We start from the raw sequence: 18,489 nt of genomic DNA, 5'->3' as shown, positions 1-18,489 counted from the left end.
CGGTTTGCGTCCCTCTAATGATCTGCTGAACTAGCGCAAACGCCGTGCCTCGAGAATACCACTATAGCTTCGATAACGCTGATAAGGTTTGTCGCTGGATGGCCTATTCGCAGTGTTATATGGCATAGTGCGGCCATTGCTAACCACGGGGAGAGATATAAATGGCAACACTTGAAAGGGTTCAGGCCCAAATCGCAAAGCTACAGGCTCAAGCGGAAGCACTCGTTGTAAAGCAATCGTCCGGCGTAATCGCGAAGATTCGCGACATCATGGAAAAGCATGGTTTGACCACGGCTGACATCGAAGCGCACATTGGCGGTTCGAAGAAACGTGGTCGCAAGCCGGGCGTCAAGGTCGCAGCCAAATCGTCTGCATCGGTTGCAAAGTATCGCGATCCGAAGAGTGGCGCTACCTGGACTGGGCATGGTCGTGCTCCTGCGTGGATCGTCAATGCAAAGGACCGTAGTAAGTTCTTGGTTGATGGTGCGTCGGACACCGGGGTGACCGCTCCTAATAAGGCTGCCAAGGTTGGAAAGTACGTTCGTGGGCCGCAGGCGCCGAAGTATCGAGATCCGGCGACTGGGGCAACGTGGAGCGGACGTGGCCGGGCCCCGGCGTGGCTTGCTGGCGCCAAAGACCGCACGGCCTTTCTGATTGAGGGCGGCGCGGGAGAGAGTGATGTGAAACCGAGGGCGGCGAAAAAGGTAGCAGCCAAGAAAGCTTCCGCGAAGAAAGTAGGTGCGAAGAAAGCGGTGGCTACCAAAAAGACCGCTGCCAAAGAGGCTGCGGTCAAGGTGGCTACTCCGAAGAAGGTCGCAGCGAAAAAGGGCGTTGCATCGGCCAAAAAGGCGCCTGCGAAGAAAGTCGCGACAAAGAAAGTGACGGCGAAGAAGGCTGCCGCCAAGAAGTCGGTTATTGTTCCCGAAGCACCGGCGCAAGCATCGGCACCGACAAACGCTGCCGCGTCTAAATCGACTGCTGCTTAATTGCTCTGGCTATGGCGAGCGATCGCCAGACCGGCGAGCAGGGGGCTCCTTCCTGCTCGCATCAAGCGAACCGTGTTCTGCCTGAGCTGGCAGACTGCCGTAGACGCAGTCGTGTTTTTCACACGTCAGCGGATGGACCTTTCCATCCGCTGTTTCCTCACCGACTCGCGATACCAGCGAGCTACTGCGGTTCCGATTCGCTCGAACGGCTTCCTAGGGGAGAATCTTCCAAGTCTCATTCGGATGCAAGTTTTTCGTTGTACCTCGTACGCCACGACGCGAACATGGCGTTCTTTCCGTCAAGAGATTGACTCTGAAATCCCCGATCATTGAGCACCTCTTCTAGAGATCGAAGGCAGCTTGGTATTTCGGGGAATCTACTCAACATTTTATCGATGTAAGCTTTTGCCGGCTTCGAGAAAGTACTGCCTGCGCTGACGAGAGCGTGCTGCAAACCAACTTTGTCAGTCACGAGTATGTCTGGAGGGGAGTGCTTCTCTGCCAACTCACAGATTGCTCTATGCTCCCAGGCAGGCGTGGGACTGTCGAATATCCTAATGCATAAACAACACGGGGGCGGGAGTTCGAATACGAATAGCCAACTGGCCGAGGGTACGCCAACATACTTACCTGCGTATGTGGTGACGAACCATACCCGAGCGTCATTGCTTAGATTGGCAGACTCCAGTTCCGTGTATGGAAGGTTGAACATGTGCTCCTCCACGAGCCGAGGCGCTTCGACGGCGCCTCAAGATTGGACCGCAGGACACGCCCACATGAAGTCGTGGACTTGTGGCCAGTACCCAACGCTACCCGTTAGTCGCGAGATCCCTTGTTCCTTCTCGTCTAATTTTAGGTAAATTACTGTGCAATTGGGGTGGTTTGAAGTTTACTAGTGAAGACAATATTCACGATTATTTTCCAATTAAATAATTAAAAAATTATGTAATTATAAATATAGTTTGTAGAACGGTGCCCGTCGTTCCGTGAAACTCTCGGATTTGGGCGCAACGTTCATGGCGAGTCTCCCTGTTGGTGACATCATTCGGCTCAGGCGTGAGCAGAAGGGGCTAAGTCAGGTCGCGCTCGCTGATTCGTCGGGGCTTTCAAGTCAGTACATCTCGCTATTGGAACTCGGACGGAACCCGTCCCTCGACACACTCTCATCGATTGCCGCGTCACTGGGATGCAAGGTATCGGACATCATCCTCGACGCTGAAGAGCGCCTGAATAGACAAGGACAATCCTGAACTGAGAATCAGTGCCATGCACCTCGGACTCGATGATGCGCCGGCTTGGTGCGACGCACCAGTACTAAGGAAGGCGACCTTTTGACATGTGTTCGCGCGTTCTCTATGGGCATTCGCGGGCTAATTTGTCGACGGCGTTGCAAGCTTAACTTGGCGCACTTTACCTGTAATTCGACATTTATGTTGAGTTGTAGGCGTGGGTTTGACGACTTTGATTGGTCGCGTGATCGTCATGGGGCATTCGGTCGTCTCTAACTGCGACTAGCACTACCCGCTGCGTAACGCACGCGAGCCGAGTCACCTAGGGTTTGGCGGCGGAGGGCATCGTCTCTTCTCCATATCAGCTATACCAGCTTCTTCGCAATGCGCGAAATCTGAGGTTACTCGCCGTTTCTTCGGATTTTCGCATTAGCAGCGCGCAGCTCGATAGTTGCATTCGTCTCGTTCTGGCCTGAAGAGAAGTCGCTGTGGGGTGATATCGCTTCTGCATGGTGACCGGTCATAACCGATCGCGCGCTGACCTACGCTTCCGAGCATCGGGAACAGAATTGTTTGTCTACGTGCATAGCGGCGTCAGTTATATTTGTTCCGCATCCCTTGCGAGGCCGAATCGGCGGTGATGATCGGGGACCATCGTTTCGACCGACGGATATTGTAAATATTTCAACGCCATGGGCTCGCCTTCTTCGATGCGGCGTCAGCTGAAAAAATGCACGTTAAAACAATGCCTTGCATTCGGATCAGATTTATTTGTAGCTGTCCGTACGCGTGAAACCAGTGTCTAAGTCAGATCTATTTGTGTAGATTCGCCACGTCAAATTTGTTTGTTTCGGATCAGGTCGTATTTGTACGTCACCAAAAGATTTGAAATGAAACGCCACGATCCGCCCATCTTCATGATATATTACATATCAACACACAACAGGCCCTGCCGCTCACATCAGCAGCGGCGCCTTAACCGCCTACCCGGCTCGTAGCCGCAACTGGCAGGAATACTCATGCATGCGCGCTACGCGCGCCAATCCAGGTTCCACCATGTTCGATCCGTCGCTGCTTGGCCGCCTGTCCTTCATTCCCGCCGACGCGGCCAAAGCGCCGTTACCGCCGGGCCGCAACCGGCTCGGCATCGCCGGTGAGCGCGACGCGATCCTGTTCGTCCCGTCCAACGTCGACACGCGCAAGCCCATACCGCTATTCGTAATATTCCATGGCGCAGGCGGCTTTCCAGAAAAGGTTCTACCCTTCATCGAAGAGCACGCCGAGCGCGACAAGTTTCTCGTCCTCGCGCCGCATTCGATATACGCAACCTGGGACATCGTGATCGGCGGCAGCGGCCCGGACCTGGAGCGGCTCGATCGCGCGCTCGTCGAAGTCACGTCCCGCTACGGGATCGATCGTAAGCGTCTCGCCTTTGCCGGCTTCTCGGACGGCGCAAGCTACGCACTGTCGATCGGCATCACGAACGGCGATATCGCGAGTCATGTGATTGCGTTCTCTGGCGGCTTCATGTCGGTCTTCACACAGGAAGGCGCGCCCAAGGTTTTCATCGCGCACGGCCTGGCCGACGAACAACTACCCATCGAAACCAGCGGCCGCGCGAACGCAGCCAAGCTGAAAGCCGCGGGCTACGACGTGCAATACATCGAATTCAACGGACTGCATGCGATCCAGCCTGCCATCACAAGCATGGCGATCGAGTTCTTTCTCAGCTAGCTGGCGCGCTGCCGTCACCCGCGTCGCCATGCCACCCTCAGATACGAGTGCGTCTATGGACTTTGAAATACCCGAATCACTGGTGCATCCGCTGCTTGCAATGATTGAATCGGAATCGCCGCTCGCAAGACAGCTCAATCAGCACGGCGCATGTCACGGCAGCATGGTCGTATCGAGCGCACTGTTCGATTCGAGATCGCTGAATACGCTGTATTCGCTGAGCAAGGCGAACAACGAACGCGCGCTAATGTTTCAGATGCTCGCGCTCGACAACATCTTCAATGCGCCGCAAGCGCGCATCATCCCGGGCCTTGATCAACTCGTGCCGGGTCTGGTTGCGTATCTGTCGCGCGATGCGATCGACGGCTGGCTCTACAGCCGCGCGAAGGACGGCACGTTGCTGCCGTGGCTCGTGCGCCGCATGCGCGTGGTCGAGCCCGAGCAGGGCATGCCGTACGTCGTCGTCGACATGCTGGCGAATACGATGCAGTCTGCGAACTCCGAGCGCACCGAGCATCACATGCGGCACTCCGGCATGACGACGTCGCTCGTGATCAACCGGCACGACATCGTGAACCGCACGATTCCCGAGCTGCTCGCCGAGTTCGGCTTCTACAAGGAATGCCCCGAATTCAAACTCGAATACGAACGGCACGCGCAGCGTTTCCTCGAATTTCAGCCGCGTTTCGGCGCGCAGTTCGTAGTGTCGAAGGCCGCTTATACGATCGACGCGAAAGCGGGTGCCGAACTGATCCGCATTCCCGAAGGCGTGAGCGCAAAGTGCGTGAACGACGAAGAGACGCTGGAGCGCCGCTTCCTGATGACGGCCGACGCCGAGTTCTGGCGCGACGCGAACATCGATAGCGGCTTCGACAAGGTGCCGTTGCATTGCTACGTGTGTCTGTTTCATATGGAATGGCACCGCGATATCTGGGTGCATGTCCAGCATATGGCGGCATATCGCTATCAGCCCGAACTGCGCGAGAAGCTGGTCCTGCCGTCCCATCACCGCGATCTGATCGACATTCTGACGTCGAAGACGAATGTATTCGTGCAGGACTTCGTGCCGGGCAAATCGGGCGGCACGACGATTCTTTGCCAGGGCGCGCCTGGGTTAGGAAAGACGCTGACGGCGGAGGTCTATTCGGAAGTGGTCGGCAAGCCGTTGTATCGCGTGCATTCGGGGCAGCTCGGGACGACGGCGGCGTCGGTGGGCGCGGCGCTGTCGGGCATCCTGCAGCGCGCGACACGCTGGAACGCGATCCTGTTGCTCGATGAAGCCGACGTCTACATTCGCCGCCGCGACAACGACCTGGAACACAATGCAATCGTCGCCGAGTTCCTGCGCACGCTCGAGTATTTCAACGGCTTGCTGTTCATGACGACCAACCGGATCGACGATGTCGACGACGCCATTCTGTCGCGCTGCATCGCGAAGATTCACTACGCGACACCGCCAAGAGCCGACGCAATCCGCTTGTGGAAGCTGCTGGCCGCACAACTGGGTGCGGACCTCGGCGATGAACTGATCGAAGCGCTCACCAACGCGTGGCCGCAATCGAGTGGACGCGACATCAAGGAACTGTTGAAGCTGACCACCCGCTATTGCCGCGCGAAAGAGATCCCGCTTTCGGAGGATGCGTTCAGGATCTGCGCGACGTTTCGCGGGCACGCGTAACGCCGCGCGATCATGACGTCGTGTCCATCGGATCGTCGGTGCTGTTGTTCGCAGCGTTCGTTTGGCGGTTTCTGATGAGTTCATCGAGCATTGGTTTTCCGTCCATGTTCTGGCGATACCACATGTTCATCATCTGTTGGCCGACCATGGGATCGACGCCTGTGGACGACTTATGCAAAGTCGCTCCGCGCGCGCTTTCCGAGTGAACGTTGGTCTTCGGTAGCGCTACGCTGCCTTTTGCCGGCTCGCCGTGTGCGTTGTACGGAGAGTAGGCGCGCGCCGTCGCTTCGAGCAGCGAGTCCATGTCCGCGTGCGCGCTTTTCTCCCCGACGCCGTGCATCTCGCGCAACGACGTGAATGCGCTGTGCGCGGCGGAGTCTCTCGGCTTGTTATGGTTGTCCTTGTCGATCTGGAATTTGTCGTTGCTGAACTGCAAGGTCGGCACATCGGTTTCGCGTACGTTGAACGCGCCGGCAACCGCCGTGGCGCCACGGCCGAGTACTTTCGCCTCGTCGGACTGCGTGCGATTGACGGATGAAATCGACGGAGAGTGATCGCCGGCATTTGGCGCATCTGTTTTCTTGATCAGATCGCCCGGCTTTGCTGCGCCAAGCGCGCCAATGGGCGACGCCGACGGGTCGTGCAGCGTGGTCTCGCCGTGTTTTTCAAGCGACTTGCCTTTGCCGCCCGACGCCTTTGCAATGCCACTCCCGGAAATACCGAACCGGGTCACTTCCGTATGCCAGTCGGCGGGCGCATCGTTCGTCGACGCGGTCTTCTTCTGCTTCGCGGACGGCGGCATGCCGGGCAACGGGCTGGAGGCGCGGCGCTTGACGCCTGCCGTGGATGGCGTCGGCTGGCTTGTGCCGGCAGTCGGCGTTGGGGCGATGTGAGACGACGAACTGCCGTTGACTTTGGGCATGATGAAACGACCTCTCGTGACGATCCGGACATTGAGCGTCTACACAGTCTGGCTCGGGGCGGCGCGTGAAGCCGTGAGCACGCGCATGCATGTCGCGCGATGCGAAGCGGTCGGTGCCCTGCCAATACGCGACGCCTTTATCGACGCTCGCGCACCGCTATCACCCGGTTCTGCGCGACCGCATAGATCGCGGCATCGTCGGCGGACTGGTTGACGACGAAACCGCCCGTGAACGCGCCGAACGCGGGCAGCACACCGCACCGCGCGGCAAAGCGGAAGCAGGGCACGCGCACCGAATCCGCGCGGCTCGCGATCACGTACACGGGATGCTCATGACCCGCGAGCACGTACGCGCCGTCGATCACCTGCGGGTAATGACACAACGCCCACGGTCCATGCCGCCACGGTTCGAGCACGGTCTCAACACCGAGCGAAGGCGGCAGCAGTCCGGCACTGCGATCGTGATTCCCTTCGACCACCACCATGCGCACCGACGCATGTCGCGCGCGCCATTCGCCGAGCGCCTGCATCGTCGCGCTGCCGAGCGATTCACGTCCATGCAGCAGATCGCCGAGAAACACGATCGACTCGGGCGCGTGCGCAGCGATCAGCGCATCGAGCCGCGCGAGACCGTCTGCCGTCGCGCCGGCTGGCACGGGCACGCCATGCGCGCGAAACACGGCATCCTTGCCGAAATGCGCATCGGCGATGAACAGGCTCTTTAGCTGCGGATCGAAAGCGGCGCGTAGCGCGGACAACTGCAGCGGATAACCACCCACATCGACGGTCACAGTTTCGAACGTCATCAGCGCGCTGCCTTGTCGAGGTCGGCCAGCATCCTCTCGATACGATCCGCGAGCTTTTCGGTGCTGACCTTTTCGCGGATACGCCCGACGATCAGCGGAAACGCGAACGGCGTCGGCTTCTTCGGGTGCGTCAGCGCAAGCCGGCTCGCGCGCATCGCGTCGAGCGCGCGCCGGATGCGGTCGAGATCGAGTTCCTGCAACTTCACTTCGGCGTCGGCCTGCGTCAGCAGCAGATTGTCGCTATCGTGCTTGCGAAATACCTCGTAAAACAGGCCGCTCGACGCCTGCAACTGCCGCGCACTCTTCTGCTGTCCCGGGTGCGCCTGATAGACGAGACCCGCGACGCGCGCAATCTCGCGGAAGCGGCGCATCGCGAGTTCGGAGGCGTTGAGGCTGTCCATGATGTCGTCGGCAAGGCGCGTCGAAGAAAACAGACCTTCGTCGATCAGTGTCGCCCAGTCGAACGGTTGCGACGACAACAGTTCGAAGCCGTAGTCGTTGGCCGAGATCGAGAACGTGCCCGGCTGGTCGCGCGCCGCGCGCCAGCCGAGCAGCGACGCAAGGCCGATATGCGCGACGCGCCCCGCAAACGGATAGCAGAAGAAGTGATGGCCTTCGCGCGTGCGCAGTATTTCGGCGACCAGCAGTCCTGTTTTAGGCAATGCCGACCAGTTCGCCTGTAACTCCAGCAAAGGCCGGATCGCGATCATCTCCGGCTCGACGTACACGCCGCGATCGGCTTCGGCGAGCATCGCTAGGGTCGCGTCCGCGAGTTCGGACGAGAGCGGCATCTTGCTGCCCGCCCACTGCGGCATCGCGCCTCGCGATGAAGTCGCTCGGCGCACATAGGCCGTCATGTCGCGCACGCGCACCAGTTCGAGCGCGCGGCCGCCGAACGTGAACACGTCGCCGGGCTTCAGGCGCGAGATGAACGATTCCTCCATCGAGCCGATCCGTCCGCCCGTCAGCCACGCGACGTGCAGCGTCGCATTGGCGACGATGGTGCCGACGTTGCTGCGATGCCGGCGGATCAGGTCGTCGCGCAGCACGCGATACACGCCGTCATCGTCGCGCACGACGCGGTGAAAGTCCGGATACGCGCGCAGCGACGGTCCGCCACGTTCGACGAACGCAAGCGCCCAGTCGAATTCCTGTTGAGTCAGCTCGCGATACGCGAACGTCGTGCGAACCTCGTCGAACAGTTCGGGCGTCTTGAAGCCGCCGCCGATCGCGACCGTGACGAGATGCTGGATCAGCACGTCGAACGGCTTGCGCGGCGTCTCGCGTCCTTCGATGCGCCGCGCTTCGACGGCGCACCGCGCCGCCGCCGCTTCGACGAGTTCGAGCGCGTGCGTGGGCACGATCGTGATGCGCGACGCGCGGCCCGGCGCGTGCCCCGAGCGTCCCGCGCGTTGCATCAGCCGCGCGACGCCTTTCGGCGAGCCGATCTGAAACACGCGCTCGACGGGCAGAAAGTCGACGCCGAGATCAAGACTCGATGTACAGACAACGGCCTTCAGCTTGCCCGTCTTCAGGCCGTCCTCGACCCATTCGCGCAGTTCCTGCGCAAGCGAGCCGTGATGGAGCGCAATCAACCCGGCCCAGTCGGGGCGCAACTCGAGCAGCGCCTGATACCAGATCTCGGCCTGCGAGCGCGTATTCGTGAAGACGAGCGATGTGCGCGCTTCGTCGATGCCCTCGGCGACGGGGCCGACCTGATGCATGCCGAGATGGCCGCCCCACGGAAAGCGTTCGATCGTCGCGGGAATCAGCGTGTCGATGATGAGCGTCTTCGGCTGCACGCCGCTCACCGACACGCGAGGCGTGCGGACGGGCGCAAGCAGCACGTCGGCGGCGAACGGAAGATTGCCGAGCGTCGCGGACAGTCCCCATACCTGAAGGTCCGCGCGCCAACGTGCGAGGTGCGCGATCGCAAGCTGAGTCTGCGTGCCGCGTTTGTTGCCCAGCAGTTCATGCCATTCATCGACGACGACGAGGCGCACATGCTTCAGTTCTTCGCGGGCATCGCTGCGCGTGAGCATCAGCGACAGGCTTTCGGGCGTCGTGACGAGCGCGCTCGGCATGCGCCGGCTTTGGCGCGCGCGCTCCGTCGAGCTGGTGTCGCCCGTGCGCAGGCCGATCGTCCACGGCACACCGAGTTCGCGCGCGGCGCTTTGCAATGCGCGGGCGGTGTCGGCGGCGGGCGCGCGCATCGGCGTGATCCACAGCACCGTTAGCGGGTCCGCGAGCGCGCGCGGCGCGTGATCGCCGAATGCGGACATCGCGCCGAACCAGACGGCCCATGTCTTGCCCGCGCCTGTCGTTGCGTGCAGCAGTCCACTCGAACCCGCCGCAATCTCGCGCCAGACTTCGCGCTGAAAATCGAATGGCTGCCATTCGTGCGCGTCGAACCACTGCTGGACGCCGGCATCGAATGGTGTCTTTGCCTTGTCGGGGTCGGGCGCGTAGGCGGCGGGTGTGAATGCGTCCGGTGCGGGCGCGGCGCGCCTGGTCGGAATGCGTCGCGGCCGGGGCGCGCGGCGTCGCATTGGCGGGCTGGCTGCATCGACGATGCCGGATGCATCGGCGGGATCGCGATCAGGATCAGAGGCCGCGTCGGCTGCGGCCTGCGTGGCGTTGCGCTCGGGATCGATCGGATCGGTCATGGGGTGACATAAATCGCGGACGGCCGATGGCGTCCGTTGCCGGATGGTACGCATCACGCAGCATGGCGCATGCCCACGTTGGCAACGGTAATGAAGCGCTACCTGACGATCACGATGCAGCCTTATTTTCAGCGTAAAATGTCACTGCCGCCGCGATGTACCGGCGTAGTGCCCTTACGTCAGCGATGCATGTCGATCTTAATACGCTTTATCTCCTCCTGATCGGGACTCTCTTCGCCAGTGCGTTGATGACGCTCTGGGAGCGACGCGTTCACCCGAAGCGCAGCAGGGAACTGGGAATACTGGCAGCGGGATTCGCCACGCTGGCCATCGGCTGCGCGGCGGCATCCTGGCGTCGCGAGCTTCCCGGCGCGCTCGGCTCGGCGCTGAGCAATCTCGTCATCGTTAGCGGTTATCTGCTGGTTCTACATGGCGTGGCCGCGCTGAACGGCCGCAAGCATGTGCGCCTTTCGCTCGCCGTGCTCGTGCTGCTCGCGCTTGCGTGGGTCATTGCCGGCGCGAAATGGCAGGACGTGATGTGGATGTATCCGAGCGCGATTCCGATCTCGGTCGCGTCCGGCATGACAGCATTCGAACTGGCGCGCGGCGACGGCAGGAAGCGCTTGCAGGCGCAACAGATCGCGATGCTGGTGTCGGGCGCGCATGCCGTCTTGTACGCATTCAGGGCGTTGATCCTGCCCTGGCTCGTCGCGAAGTTCGGGTTCGACTTCCTGATGACCGCGAGCAAGATCACGATGTATGAGGGCGTGCTGTATTCCGTCGTTCTCCCCATGACCTTGCTGCGGTTGGTGCGCGACGAATCGCACGGGCAACTGCTGCAGCAGTCGCAGACGGATTTTTTGACGGGCCTCGGCAATCGCCGATGGTTCTTCGAGCAGGGCGCGCGCATGATCCGCGACGGCGGCGTGACGCGGCCCATTTCGCTGCTCGCCATCGACCTCGACCACTTCAAGAAGATCAACGATCGCTACGGCCACGAGACGGGCGACCGCGTGCTGACATCGTTCGCCGACATTGCCCGCAGCGTGCTGGGCGCCGACGTGCTGCTGGCGCGCATCGGCGGCGAGGAGTTCGCGGCCCTGCTGCCCGGTCATGATTTGTCCCATGCGAAAGAGGCGGGCGAAGCGCTCGTCGAATCGTTCGGCGAGACAATCACGCTCAATGCCAGCGGCGCGGGCATCCAGGCCACCGTCAGCATCGGCGCGGCGCAAGCCGGCAGCGATATCGCCACCCTGGGCGCTCTGCTCGCCGCCGCCGACCAGGCGTTGTATCGCGCGAAATCGCTGGGCGGCAACCGGCTCGAAGAGGCGCGCGCCGACGCGCGCTCGGCAGCGGCTTGATCGTCGGCCCGATTCGCAATTCAAGCGATCACGGACGCGCCAGTTCTTCCGATAGAAACTGAATCAGTGCGGTCACGCGACGGTGAGGCGTTGCGGCCGGATAGACCGCGTACAGATCGACCTGCTCCGCGATGCAATCGTCCAGCGCCGTTTCGAGCGTTCCCTCGGCCAGCTCCGCGCGGATGTCCCAGCGGTTCTTGATGATCACGCCCAGACCCGCCACCGCCCACTCGCGCAGCACGCCGCCGTCGCTGGCCTGACGGTCGCCCGAGACCTTCACGTTGATCTGCTTGCCCGCCACGCGAAAGCGCCACGCGGCGAGCGGCGCGCCGGGCCGCGCCAGAATCAGACAATTGTGATTCGCCAGATCGCCGGGCAACGTGGGCCTGCCATGAAGACGCCAATAATCCGGCGATGCGCACACCACGCGCTCGCCGCGCACCAGCAGACGCGCGTGCAGATTCGAATCCGCGAGCGGGCCGTTGCGCAGCGCCAGATCGATATGCTCGTCGATCAGATCGACGGTGCTGTCGCTCAGCAACAAGCTCATGTGAATGCCCGGATGAAGCGCCTGGAAGCGGTCGAGCAGGGGCCGTAACTGAACGCGGCCGAAGTCGTTGGTTGCGGTCACGCGAATGGGACCTGCGAGCGGCCCGTCTTCCTTCAGGCTCGCGAGCGTCGAATCCCATTCCGCGATGATGCGCCGCGCGCTCTCCAGTAGCGCCAGGCCCTCGTGCGTGAAGACGAGCCGCCGTGTCGTGCGGGTGATCAGCGTGGCGCCGACTTCCTGCTCCAACTGATTCACTGCCAGCGTCACGGAAGACGTCGCCACGGTTCGCTGTCTCGCCACGGCAGAAAAGCTGCCGATCTCGGCGACATCGATCAGCAGGCGCAGCGCATCGATGCGGTCCATCTTTTGAGTTACTCGAAAGGTGAATTGGACGGTGCCCGGTTTATCGCGTAGGGGCCACTCAGTATAGTCGTCGCAAGTGCTTCGAGGCGCACTTCACCGCCCGCCTGGAAGCGAATCGATTAGCGTCTGTCTGCAGGAGCCGACATGAAAACCCTCGTCATCATCGCCCATCCCGACATCGAGAACTCGCGTGGCAACAAGGCATTGCGCGATGCAATCGCGCAAGAGCCGGACGTCACGGTCCGCGAGTTGTACAAGCTCTATCCCGACTTCAACATCGACGCCGCGCGCGAGCAGCAGTTGATCCGCGAGCACGGTCATATCGTGCTGCAGTTTCCCTTGTACTGGTATAGCAGCCCGCCGCTGCTGAAGAAATGGCTGGACGATGTGATCAACGACACGCTGTTCGGCAGTGCGCCGGAGAAATCTCTGGTGCTCGATGGGCGCACGTTGCAACTGGCCGTCACTATCGGCCGTATCCGCGAACGTTATTTTCCGGAGACGAACGACCACGTGTGGGCCGACGACGTGCTGCGTCCGTATCTGAAGCCGGAACTCGTCGAGCAGCACGGCACGCAGATCGTCGACGCGCTGCTGATGCCGTTCGAGCAATCCGCGCATCTCGCGGGCATGCACTACGGCAAGCCGCTCATCACTTATAACGTGGGGCCGTTGAGCCGACGCGGATCGATCAGCGAAGCGGAGCTGGCGGCGCGTGGCGGCGAATATCGTCAGCTGGTCCGCAACCTCGGCGAAGTCTCGCAAGAGGTTGCGGTGTGACGAAGGCTCGACGGCCTCAGTGCACCAACCAGAGTGCCGCCGCGTAGATCACGAGCGACACGGCGAACGTGACGGCCGTATAGCCCATCACGCGCTGAATGCGGATGCCGGCAATCGCGACGATCGGCACGGCCCAGAACGGCTGCAGCATGTTCGATACGTTCTCGGCCATTGCCACACCCATCGCGGTACGCGGCACCGATGCGTGCAGGCTGATCGCCGCGGGCAGAACGAACGGACCCTGCACCGCCCAGTGTCCACCCGCGCTCGGCACCAGCAACGTGATGATCAGCGAGCTCAGATAGCTCCAGACAGGCAGCGTGGCGGGCGTGGCAATCGTCACGAAGGCTTTGGCAATCATCGATGCGAGCCCCGTGCCCTTCATGATGCCCATGATGCCGCCATAGACCGGGTATTGCAGCAGCATCGAACCTGTCTGCCGCGCGGCGCGCCGGATCGCGTTCGCATACGCGATCGGCGTGCGCTGCAGCGCGAGGCCGATTAGCAGGAAGATCAGGATCGTCGTGTTGATGTCGAGATCGAACTTGTTCTCGCGCCATTCCATCGCGAGGTAGCCGACGCCGAGCACGAGAAGAAGCAGCGTGCCGAGCATCGACTGTTCGAGGCGCGAAGCAAAGGTCGCAGTGCCATCGCTGCTGCGCGTGTGCGGGTCGGCGCTGGATGCGTCGTCGCCGGTATCGCCCACATCACAAAACGCGACTACGTTGTCCGATTTCGGATGCATCTTGATGAAGATCGCCGTCATCACGACGACCACCAGCACCGTCGGAATGAACACGAATGGAGCGAAGATCGTCTCGGCTAGCGGCACGACATGGCCGGTCGCCTTCTCGACGAGATTGAGCGCGTTGCCATGCGAAGCCTGCGACAGCGCGATCGAACTGGACAGCCCGCTATTGCAGATCGACCACGCCGAATAGCTGCCGGCGACGAGCCACGCGAAATCGACATGGACGCGCCGTGCAATTTCGCGCGACAGCAGCGCGCCGACGATCAGGCCAAGTCCCCAGTTGAGCCACGCGGCGATCGCGACGACAGGGAACACCAGCAGCGCGGCGCGCGCAGGTGTTTGCGCGTGAGTCGCCAGCGCCCGCAAGCCGCGCTGGACGATGGGCGCCTCGGCGATGGCGTAGCCCGTCGCGAGAATCAGGATCATCTGCAGCGCGAACGCCAGAATGCCGAAGGTGCCCGTGTACCAGGAGTCGAGCAGCGTCGGCACGTTGCCCGTCGGCGCGATCAGCAGCGCCAGCACGGCCACGACGAACGTCAGGCAGATGGACAGCACGAACGGGTCAGGCATGACCCGCTCGAAAACATAGACAAGACCTTCGACGATGCCGCGCGGCGCGGCAGGCTGGAAGGCGGCGTTAGGGGATGTGTCTCGCTTCATGTTTCTCGCTCGGGGTGGCGTCGGTCCGCCTGCGGGCGGCGCGGACGGAATCGACACGCGGCGTGGGAGTGCATGACGCATGCACCGCCGGCAAGCTTGACGTCACCTGAGTGTCAGGCGATGGTTGGGGCAGGAATTCCGGGGTGAGGCTCAGGCCTGGACGCAACAGATGCGTGGCGCGTCCGCGCTTTGTGTGCGAATCGTCTTGTGTTGCTGAAGTTCGCTAATCGAACATGGTTTCGTTAAACGAACGCTTCATTATTCGTCTTATGCGCGTTGGATGTCAAGACAACGCAGCGTTCGTTTAACGTGCGACGCGCCGATTTGACGGCGCGTGCTTTCGTGTCGCTTGCGGTTGAACCGTGGTGTCAAACGATTGTCAGCCACGGCCCGCGAAAAACGTCTCGGATCACTTCACGCGGCAGCCAACGCGCGCTCGACGCGGAACACCGACACCGTGCTCTTCAATGCAACCGTCTGTTCTTCGAGCGCGAGCGCAGCCGCCGAAGCCTGCTCGACGAGTGCGGCGTTCTGTTGCGTGACCTGATCCATTTGCGTGATCGCGCGGTTCACCTGCTCGATGCCTTCCGATTGTTCTTCCGATGCCGCCGCGATCTCGCCCATCAGATCGCTGACGCGGTTCACTGAGGTCAGGATGTCGGCCATCACCTGGCTGGCCTTGTCGACCTGTTGCGCACCCGCTTCGACGCGGCCGAGCGAATCGGTGATGCGCTCCTTGATCTCCTTCGCGGCGCTCGCGCTGCGCTGCGCGAGCGAGCGGACTTCGCTCGCCACCACCGCAAAACCACGGCCTTCGTCGCCGGCGCGGGCGGCTTCCACTGCCGCGTTCAGCGAAAGAATGTTGGTCTGAAACGCGATGCCTTCGATCACGTTCGTGATGTCGGCGATCCGGCCCGACAGATCGGACAGCCCTTGCATCGTCGCCACCACTTCCTTCGCGGCGCGGTTGCCTTGCTCGGTGATCATCGCCGTGCTCATCACGAGTTGCGTGGCCTGCTTCGCGTTGTCGGCGTTCTGGCGCACCGTGCTCGTCAACTGTTCCATCGACGACGCCGTTTCCTGCAACGCCGCCGCCTGTTCTTCGGTGCGCTGCGACAGATCGGTGTTGCCGCTTGCCATCTGATGCACGCCCGTTGCGATGGTGTCCGTGCCGCCGTACACGGCATGCACGATCCCGACGAGGGCGCGCTTCATTTCCTTCATCGAGTCGAACAGCTGGCCGATTTCGTTCGTGGATTCGTGACGAATCTGCACGGTGAGGTCGCCGCGCGCGACGTGCTGCAGGACGTTCATGGCTTCCTTGAGCGGCAGCACGACGGTGTGCTCGAGCGTGTAATACACGAGCAGAATCAACGCGCACGACAACACGAGCAAGCCGATTGCGACGCCTATCAGCACCGATTTGGCGTGTGCTTTCCCATCCTTCAGTTGCGTCGTTTCATCCTCGGCTACTTTGAAGAACGCATCCGCCGACTTGCCGAATGCCGCGCTCGTCTGCGTCATTGGCCCTTCGTTCGTTGCAGCATACGCGGCGACATCGCCGGAACCGATTGCCGTGAACAGCAGATCGATTGCGTTGGCGTGGGCAGTGAACGTTTCCGCGACCCGTTTTGCCGCGTCCTGTTGCGCCGTCGTTTCCTTCGTGATGTTTTCGAATGCGGCAAACGACTTCTTCGCGAGATCGTAATAAGTGCGAGCCGCGGCGACGGCGGCGTCCTTGTCAGCGAGGTTCGTGGACAGCGCGATAAAAGCCCGGCTCAACGCACTACGGGCCTTCAGGTTATTGATGTAGACGTCTTTGAGATCGACCGTTTCGGCGTTGAGGGTGCTGATCCGCTCCGACAAGCCATTGTACTTCGTGAGCGAATAGATCCCAAGCAACGCAGTGACCAGAACCAGTATGCCAAACAGCGAGAGAACCGCGATAAAGCCCGTCCGCACGGGCAGATTCTTCAGTTTCATAGTTTTCGTTTTCACAGTGAGCCACGATGTTGTCCCGCTCTAAGCTGTCTGCACATTTCTGTGCACATCTCGCTTTTTCTGCTTCACCGAGACCGGTTTCACTGATGCCGAGGCGCCAGCCAGAGCCTTCCTCTCCGCAGACTGCAACGCCAGAGCTTGGCGCCGAATGTTGATGGCCGCGTTCAGGTCGCGGTTCATCTTTAAACCGCAGCCGCACGACAGCACGCGGTCGCGCAGCATGATTTCGTGAATCGTCCCGCATCCGGAACACGTCTTGCTGCTCGGATAAAACCGGTCGATCACGATCACTTGTGCGCCGGTCATGACGGCCTTGTATTCCAGTTGACGACGGAATTCGGAGAACCCGGCATCGGCGATCGAGCGCGCCAGAGAGCCATTGCGCAGCATTCCCGACACGTTCAAATCCTCAATGCCGATCGTTGGGTAGTTCGTCGCGAGCGTCGTCGTCAGCTTGTGCAAAGCATCCTTGCGGACGTTTGCGATACGCAAGTGCAGCCGGGCAAGCTTGGCTTTCGCTTTGGCCCGGTTGGCACTTCCCTTCTTTTTGCGCGCGAGCGATTGCGACAGGCGCACGATGCGCTTGTGCCCGGCGCGGTGCGGCTTCAACGCAGGCTCGGTCGTGCCATCACTGAAGGTCGCGAGCGTCGTAACGCCGAGATCGACGCCGACGGCGCCACGGTCCTGCTTCGCAGTCAGGCGGTCTTCCGTCTCGACGGCCAGCGCGACATACCAACCATCGGCCATGCGGCTCACCGTCGCCGACTTGACACGGCCCGCGAAGCGCAACGCCTCGCGCATGCGAACGACGCCACAGCGCGGCAGCTTGACCGCCTTGCCGGTCACCTCGACTGCGTGGCTCGTCGCATCCGCCGGCCCGTTGTCGGCACGGAACGAGTCGCGGATGCCCTTACGCTTGAAGCGCGGGTAGCCGGGCTTCTGGCCGAGCTTCACGCGCCTGAAAAAGTGCTCGAACGCGAGTCCGACGTTCTTGATCGCGGTCTGAGGTGCGCATTTCGTCACCTCAGCCATCCAGGGGAATTCGGCCGCCTTGATCGCGTTCAGTTGTTTGCGGAGCGCCGCCTCATCCGGCTTGCCGCCGGCCTCATACTGCCGCTTCCATTCCGCCAACGCCCAGTTATAGGCGAACCGGGACACGCCACAGGCGCGTGCGAAATACACGCCTTGCGTGGCGGTCGGGTCGAGGCGGATTCTGTGGACGCGGATCATCTGGCGGCTTGCACGAGCGCGTCGAGCAGTTGCTTGTTCTTCTTGCTGCGCGAGCCGTACAGGCGCGCCGAAAAGACGGTGATGATTTCCAGCACGTCCCTGGCGAGTTCTTCCTCGAACGAGGGCTGATCGCCCTTGTGGATGATGACGATTTCGATGTTCTGCGCCGCGCACATCGCGAACACCAATTCGGAGCCGAAGCGCAGGAGCCGATCCTTGTGCGTGATGACGAGGCGCTTCATCTGCTTGCGCAGAATCATTTCGAGCAGGCGGTTGAGGCCCTTCTTGTGATAGTTCATGCCGCTACCGAGATCCTTGATGACCTCGCAGCGCCACCCCTTCGCGGCGCAATAGCTCTCCAGCATCGCATGCTGGCGATCGAGATCCGCTTTCTGGTCGTGCGACGAGACTCGCGCGTAGCAGACCGTCGGTGCATCCTCATTGCCGAGACCCAACAGATCGGAGACAGCGTAATAGCGTGTGCCGCCCGCCGTCTTGCGAGCGGGCACCAGTTCGCCAGTCTCCTCCCACTTCCGCAGGGTGGAGATTGCGACGCCCAACATCGCCGCCGCTTCACCAATCTTTACAAGTCTCCTTTCCATAACAACAGATTCTAGATTCTAGTAGATTCTGAAAGAAAACATGACGCTGCCCCACACCCCCGCAGCCGAGCGCGAGAGCAAAGGCCGCAGGACGTTGCTGCGGCCTTGTTAACGGTCACATGAATGAGAACTTGACGGTTGCGGAGAGCGGAAGGCGCGGTTTGTGAGTG

13 protein-coding genes are annotated in these 18,489 nt (G+C 61.4%); 5 read left to right on the top strand and 8 right to left on the bottom strand.

All coding sequences use genetic code 11. The annotated features are described in order from the left end of the window. Positions 1 to 161: 161 nt before the first annotated feature. The 3 genes from H1204_RS34935 to H1204_RS34920 all read left to right on the top strand — a co-directional run bounded on the left by H1204_RS34935 (position 162) and on the right by H1204_RS34920 (position 5,627). Positions 162 to 986 carry an H-NS family nucleoid-associated regulatory protein gene (locus tag H1204_RS34935; protein WP_180735049.1) on the top strand — a complete coding sequence of 275 codons (825 nt, stop codon included), beginning with the start codon at positions 162 to 164 and terminating at the stop codon, positions 984 to 986. Positions 987 to 3,271: 2,285 nt separating this feature from the next. Continuing rightward, positions 3,272 to 3,949 (top strand): esterase, encoded by a 678-nt coding sequence (locus H1204_RS34925; RefSeq protein WP_180735135.1) that lies wholly within the window; start codon positions 3,272 to 3,274, stop codon positions 3,947 to 3,949. A 55-nt stretch (positions 3,950 to 4,004) separates the two neighbouring features. Continuing rightward, entirely contained in the window at positions 4,005 to 5,627 is a 1,623-nt protein-coding gene (locus H1204_RS34920) for an ATP-binding protein (RefSeq protein ID WP_180735047.1), read from the top strand. A 10-nt stretch (positions 5,628 to 5,637) separates the two neighbouring features. Here the strand turns inward: H1204_RS34920 and H1204_RS34915 are convergent, their stop codons facing one another. From H1204_RS34915 to H1204_RS34905, 3 genes are all read right to left on the bottom strand, one after another. Beyond that, positions 5,638 to 6,549 (bottom strand): hypothetical protein, encoded by a 912-nt coding sequence (locus H1204_RS34915; RefSeq protein ID WP_180735046.1) that lies wholly within the window; start codon positions 6,547 to 6,549, stop codon positions 5,638 to 5,640. A gap of 137 nt (positions 6,550 to 6,686) precedes the next feature. Next, entirely contained in the window at positions 6,687 to 7,355 is a 669-nt protein-coding gene (gene pdeM, locus H1204_RS34910) for a ligase-associated DNA damage response endonuclease PdeM (RefSeq protein WP_180735045.1), read from the bottom strand. Further along, positions 7,355 to 10,021, bottom strand: coding sequence for a ligase-associated DNA damage response DEXH box helicase (locus tag H1204_RS34905; RefSeq protein WP_180735044.1), 2,667 nt, complete (start codon positions 10,019 to 10,021; stop codon positions 7,355 to 7,357). The genes pdeM and H1204_RS34905 overlap by 1 nt, the downstream gene beginning before the upstream one ends. Positions 10,022 to 10,206: 185 nt before the next feature. Between H1204_RS34905 and H1204_RS34900 the strand changes: the two genes are divergently transcribed. Then, positions 10,207 to 11,382: a GGDEF domain-containing protein gene (locus H1204_RS34900; RefSeq protein ID WP_180735043.1), complete on the top strand. Its 1,176-nt coding sequence runs from the start codon at positions 10,207 to 10,209 to the stop codon at positions 11,380 to 11,382. Positions 11,383 to 11,410: 28 nt separating this feature from the next. On the opposite strand, the gene H1204_RS34895 is transcribed toward H1204_RS34900, so the two are convergent. Continuing rightward, positions 11,411 to 12,295 (bottom strand): LysR family transcriptional regulator, encoded by an 885-nt coding sequence (locus H1204_RS34895; RefSeq protein WP_180735042.1) that lies wholly within the window; start codon positions 12,293 to 12,295, stop codon positions 11,411 to 11,413. 144 nt (positions 12,296 to 12,439) lie between these two features. Between H1204_RS34895 and H1204_RS34890 the strand changes: the two genes are divergently transcribed. Beyond that, on the top strand, positions 12,440 to 13,075 hold the full coding sequence (locus H1204_RS34890; RefSeq protein ID WP_180735041.1) for an NAD(P)H-dependent oxidoreductase: 636 nt from the start codon (positions 12,440 to 12,442) through the stop codon (positions 13,073 to 13,075). A gap of 16 nt (positions 13,076 to 13,091) precedes the next feature. Here H1204_RS34890 and H1204_RS34885 read toward each other — a convergent pair whose 3' ends face one another. The 4 genes from H1204_RS34885 to H1204_RS34870 all read right to left on the bottom strand — a co-directional run bounded on the left by H1204_RS34885 (position 13,092) and on the right by H1204_RS34870 (position 18,319). After that, positions 13,092 to 14,486, bottom strand: a complete 1,395-nt coding sequence (locus H1204_RS34885; protein WP_180735040.1) for a TIGR00366 family protein — start codon at positions 14,484 to 14,486, stop codon at positions 13,092 to 13,094. Between the two features lie 414 nt (positions 14,487 to 14,900). Then, entirely contained in the window at positions 14,901 to 16,469 is a 1,569-nt protein-coding gene (locus tag H1204_RS34880; RefSeq protein ID WP_180735039.1) for a methyl-accepting chemotaxis protein, read from the bottom strand. A 39-nt stretch (positions 16,470 to 16,508) separates the two neighbouring features. Continuing rightward, complete coding sequence (locus tag H1204_RS34875) at positions 16,509 to 17,717, bottom strand: RNA-guided endonuclease TnpB family protein (protein WP_180735134.1); 1,209 nt, start codon at positions 17,715 to 17,717, stop codon at positions 16,509 to 16,511. Next, on the bottom strand, positions 17,714 to 18,319 hold the full coding sequence (locus H1204_RS34870) for an IS607 family transposase (protein WP_180735038.1): 606 nt from the start codon (positions 18,317 to 18,319) through the stop codon (positions 17,714 to 17,716). The genes H1204_RS34875 and H1204_RS34870 overlap by 4 nt, the downstream gene beginning before the upstream one ends. Positions 18,320 to 18,489 lie beyond the last annotated feature (170 nt).

The organism is Paraburkholderia sp. PGU19 (assembly GCF_013426915.1).
Taxonomy (GTDB): domain Bacteria; phylum Pseudomonadota; class Gammaproteobacteria; order Burkholderiales; family Burkholderiaceae; genus Paraburkholderia.
The sequence above is the reverse complement of the archived record's forward strand: the minus strand, read 5'-3'. Positions and strand labels throughout refer to the sequence as shown.

Coding starts and splice junctions, on each gene's coding strand:
- H1204_RS34935 (WP_180735049.1), top strand. CDS start 162: ATGGCAACACTTGAAAGGGTTCAGGCCCAAATCGCAAAGCTACAGGCT.
- H1204_RS34925 (WP_180735135.1), top strand. CDS start 3,272: ATGTTCGATCCGTCGCTGCTTGGCCGCCTGTCCTTCATTCCCGCCGAC.
- H1204_RS34920 (WP_180735047.1), top strand. CDS start 4,005: ATGGACTTTGAAATACCCGAATCACTGGTGCATCCGCTGCTTGCAATG.
- H1204_RS34915 (WP_180735046.1), bottom strand. CDS start 6,549: ATGCCCAAAGTCAACGGCAGTTCGTCGTCTCACATCGCCCCAACGCCG.
- pdeM (WP_180735045.1), bottom strand. CDS start 7,355: ATGACGTTCGAAACTGTGACCGTCGATGTGGGTGGTTATCCGCTGCAG.
- H1204_RS34905 (WP_180735044.1), bottom strand. CDS start 10,021: ATGACCGATCCGATCGATCCCGAGCGCAACGCCACGCAGGCCGCAGCC.
- H1204_RS34900 (WP_180735043.1), top strand. CDS start 10,207: ATGCATGTCGATCTTAATACGCTTTATCTCCTCCTGATCGGGACTCTC.
- H1204_RS34895 (WP_180735042.1), bottom strand. CDS start 12,295: ATGGACCGCATCGATGCGCTGCGCCTGCTGATCGATGTCGCCGAGATC.
- H1204_RS34890 (WP_180735041.1), top strand. CDS start 12,440: ATGAAAACCCTCGTCATCATCGCCCATCCCGACATCGAGAACTCGCGT.
- H1204_RS34885 (WP_180735040.1), bottom strand. CDS start 14,486: ATGAAGCGAGACACATCCCCTAACGCCGCCTTCCAGCCTGCCGCGCCG.
- H1204_RS34880 (WP_180735039.1), bottom strand. CDS start 16,469: ATGAAACTGAAGAATCTGCCCGTGCGGACGGGCTTTATCGCGGTTCTC.
- H1204_RS34875 (WP_180735134.1), bottom strand. CDS start 17,717: ATGATCCGCGTCCACAGAATCCGCCTCGACCCGACCGCCACGCAAGGC.
- H1204_RS34870 (WP_180735038.1), bottom strand. CDS start 18,319: ATGGAAAGGAGACTTGTAAAGATTGGTGAAGCGGCGGCGATGTTGGGC.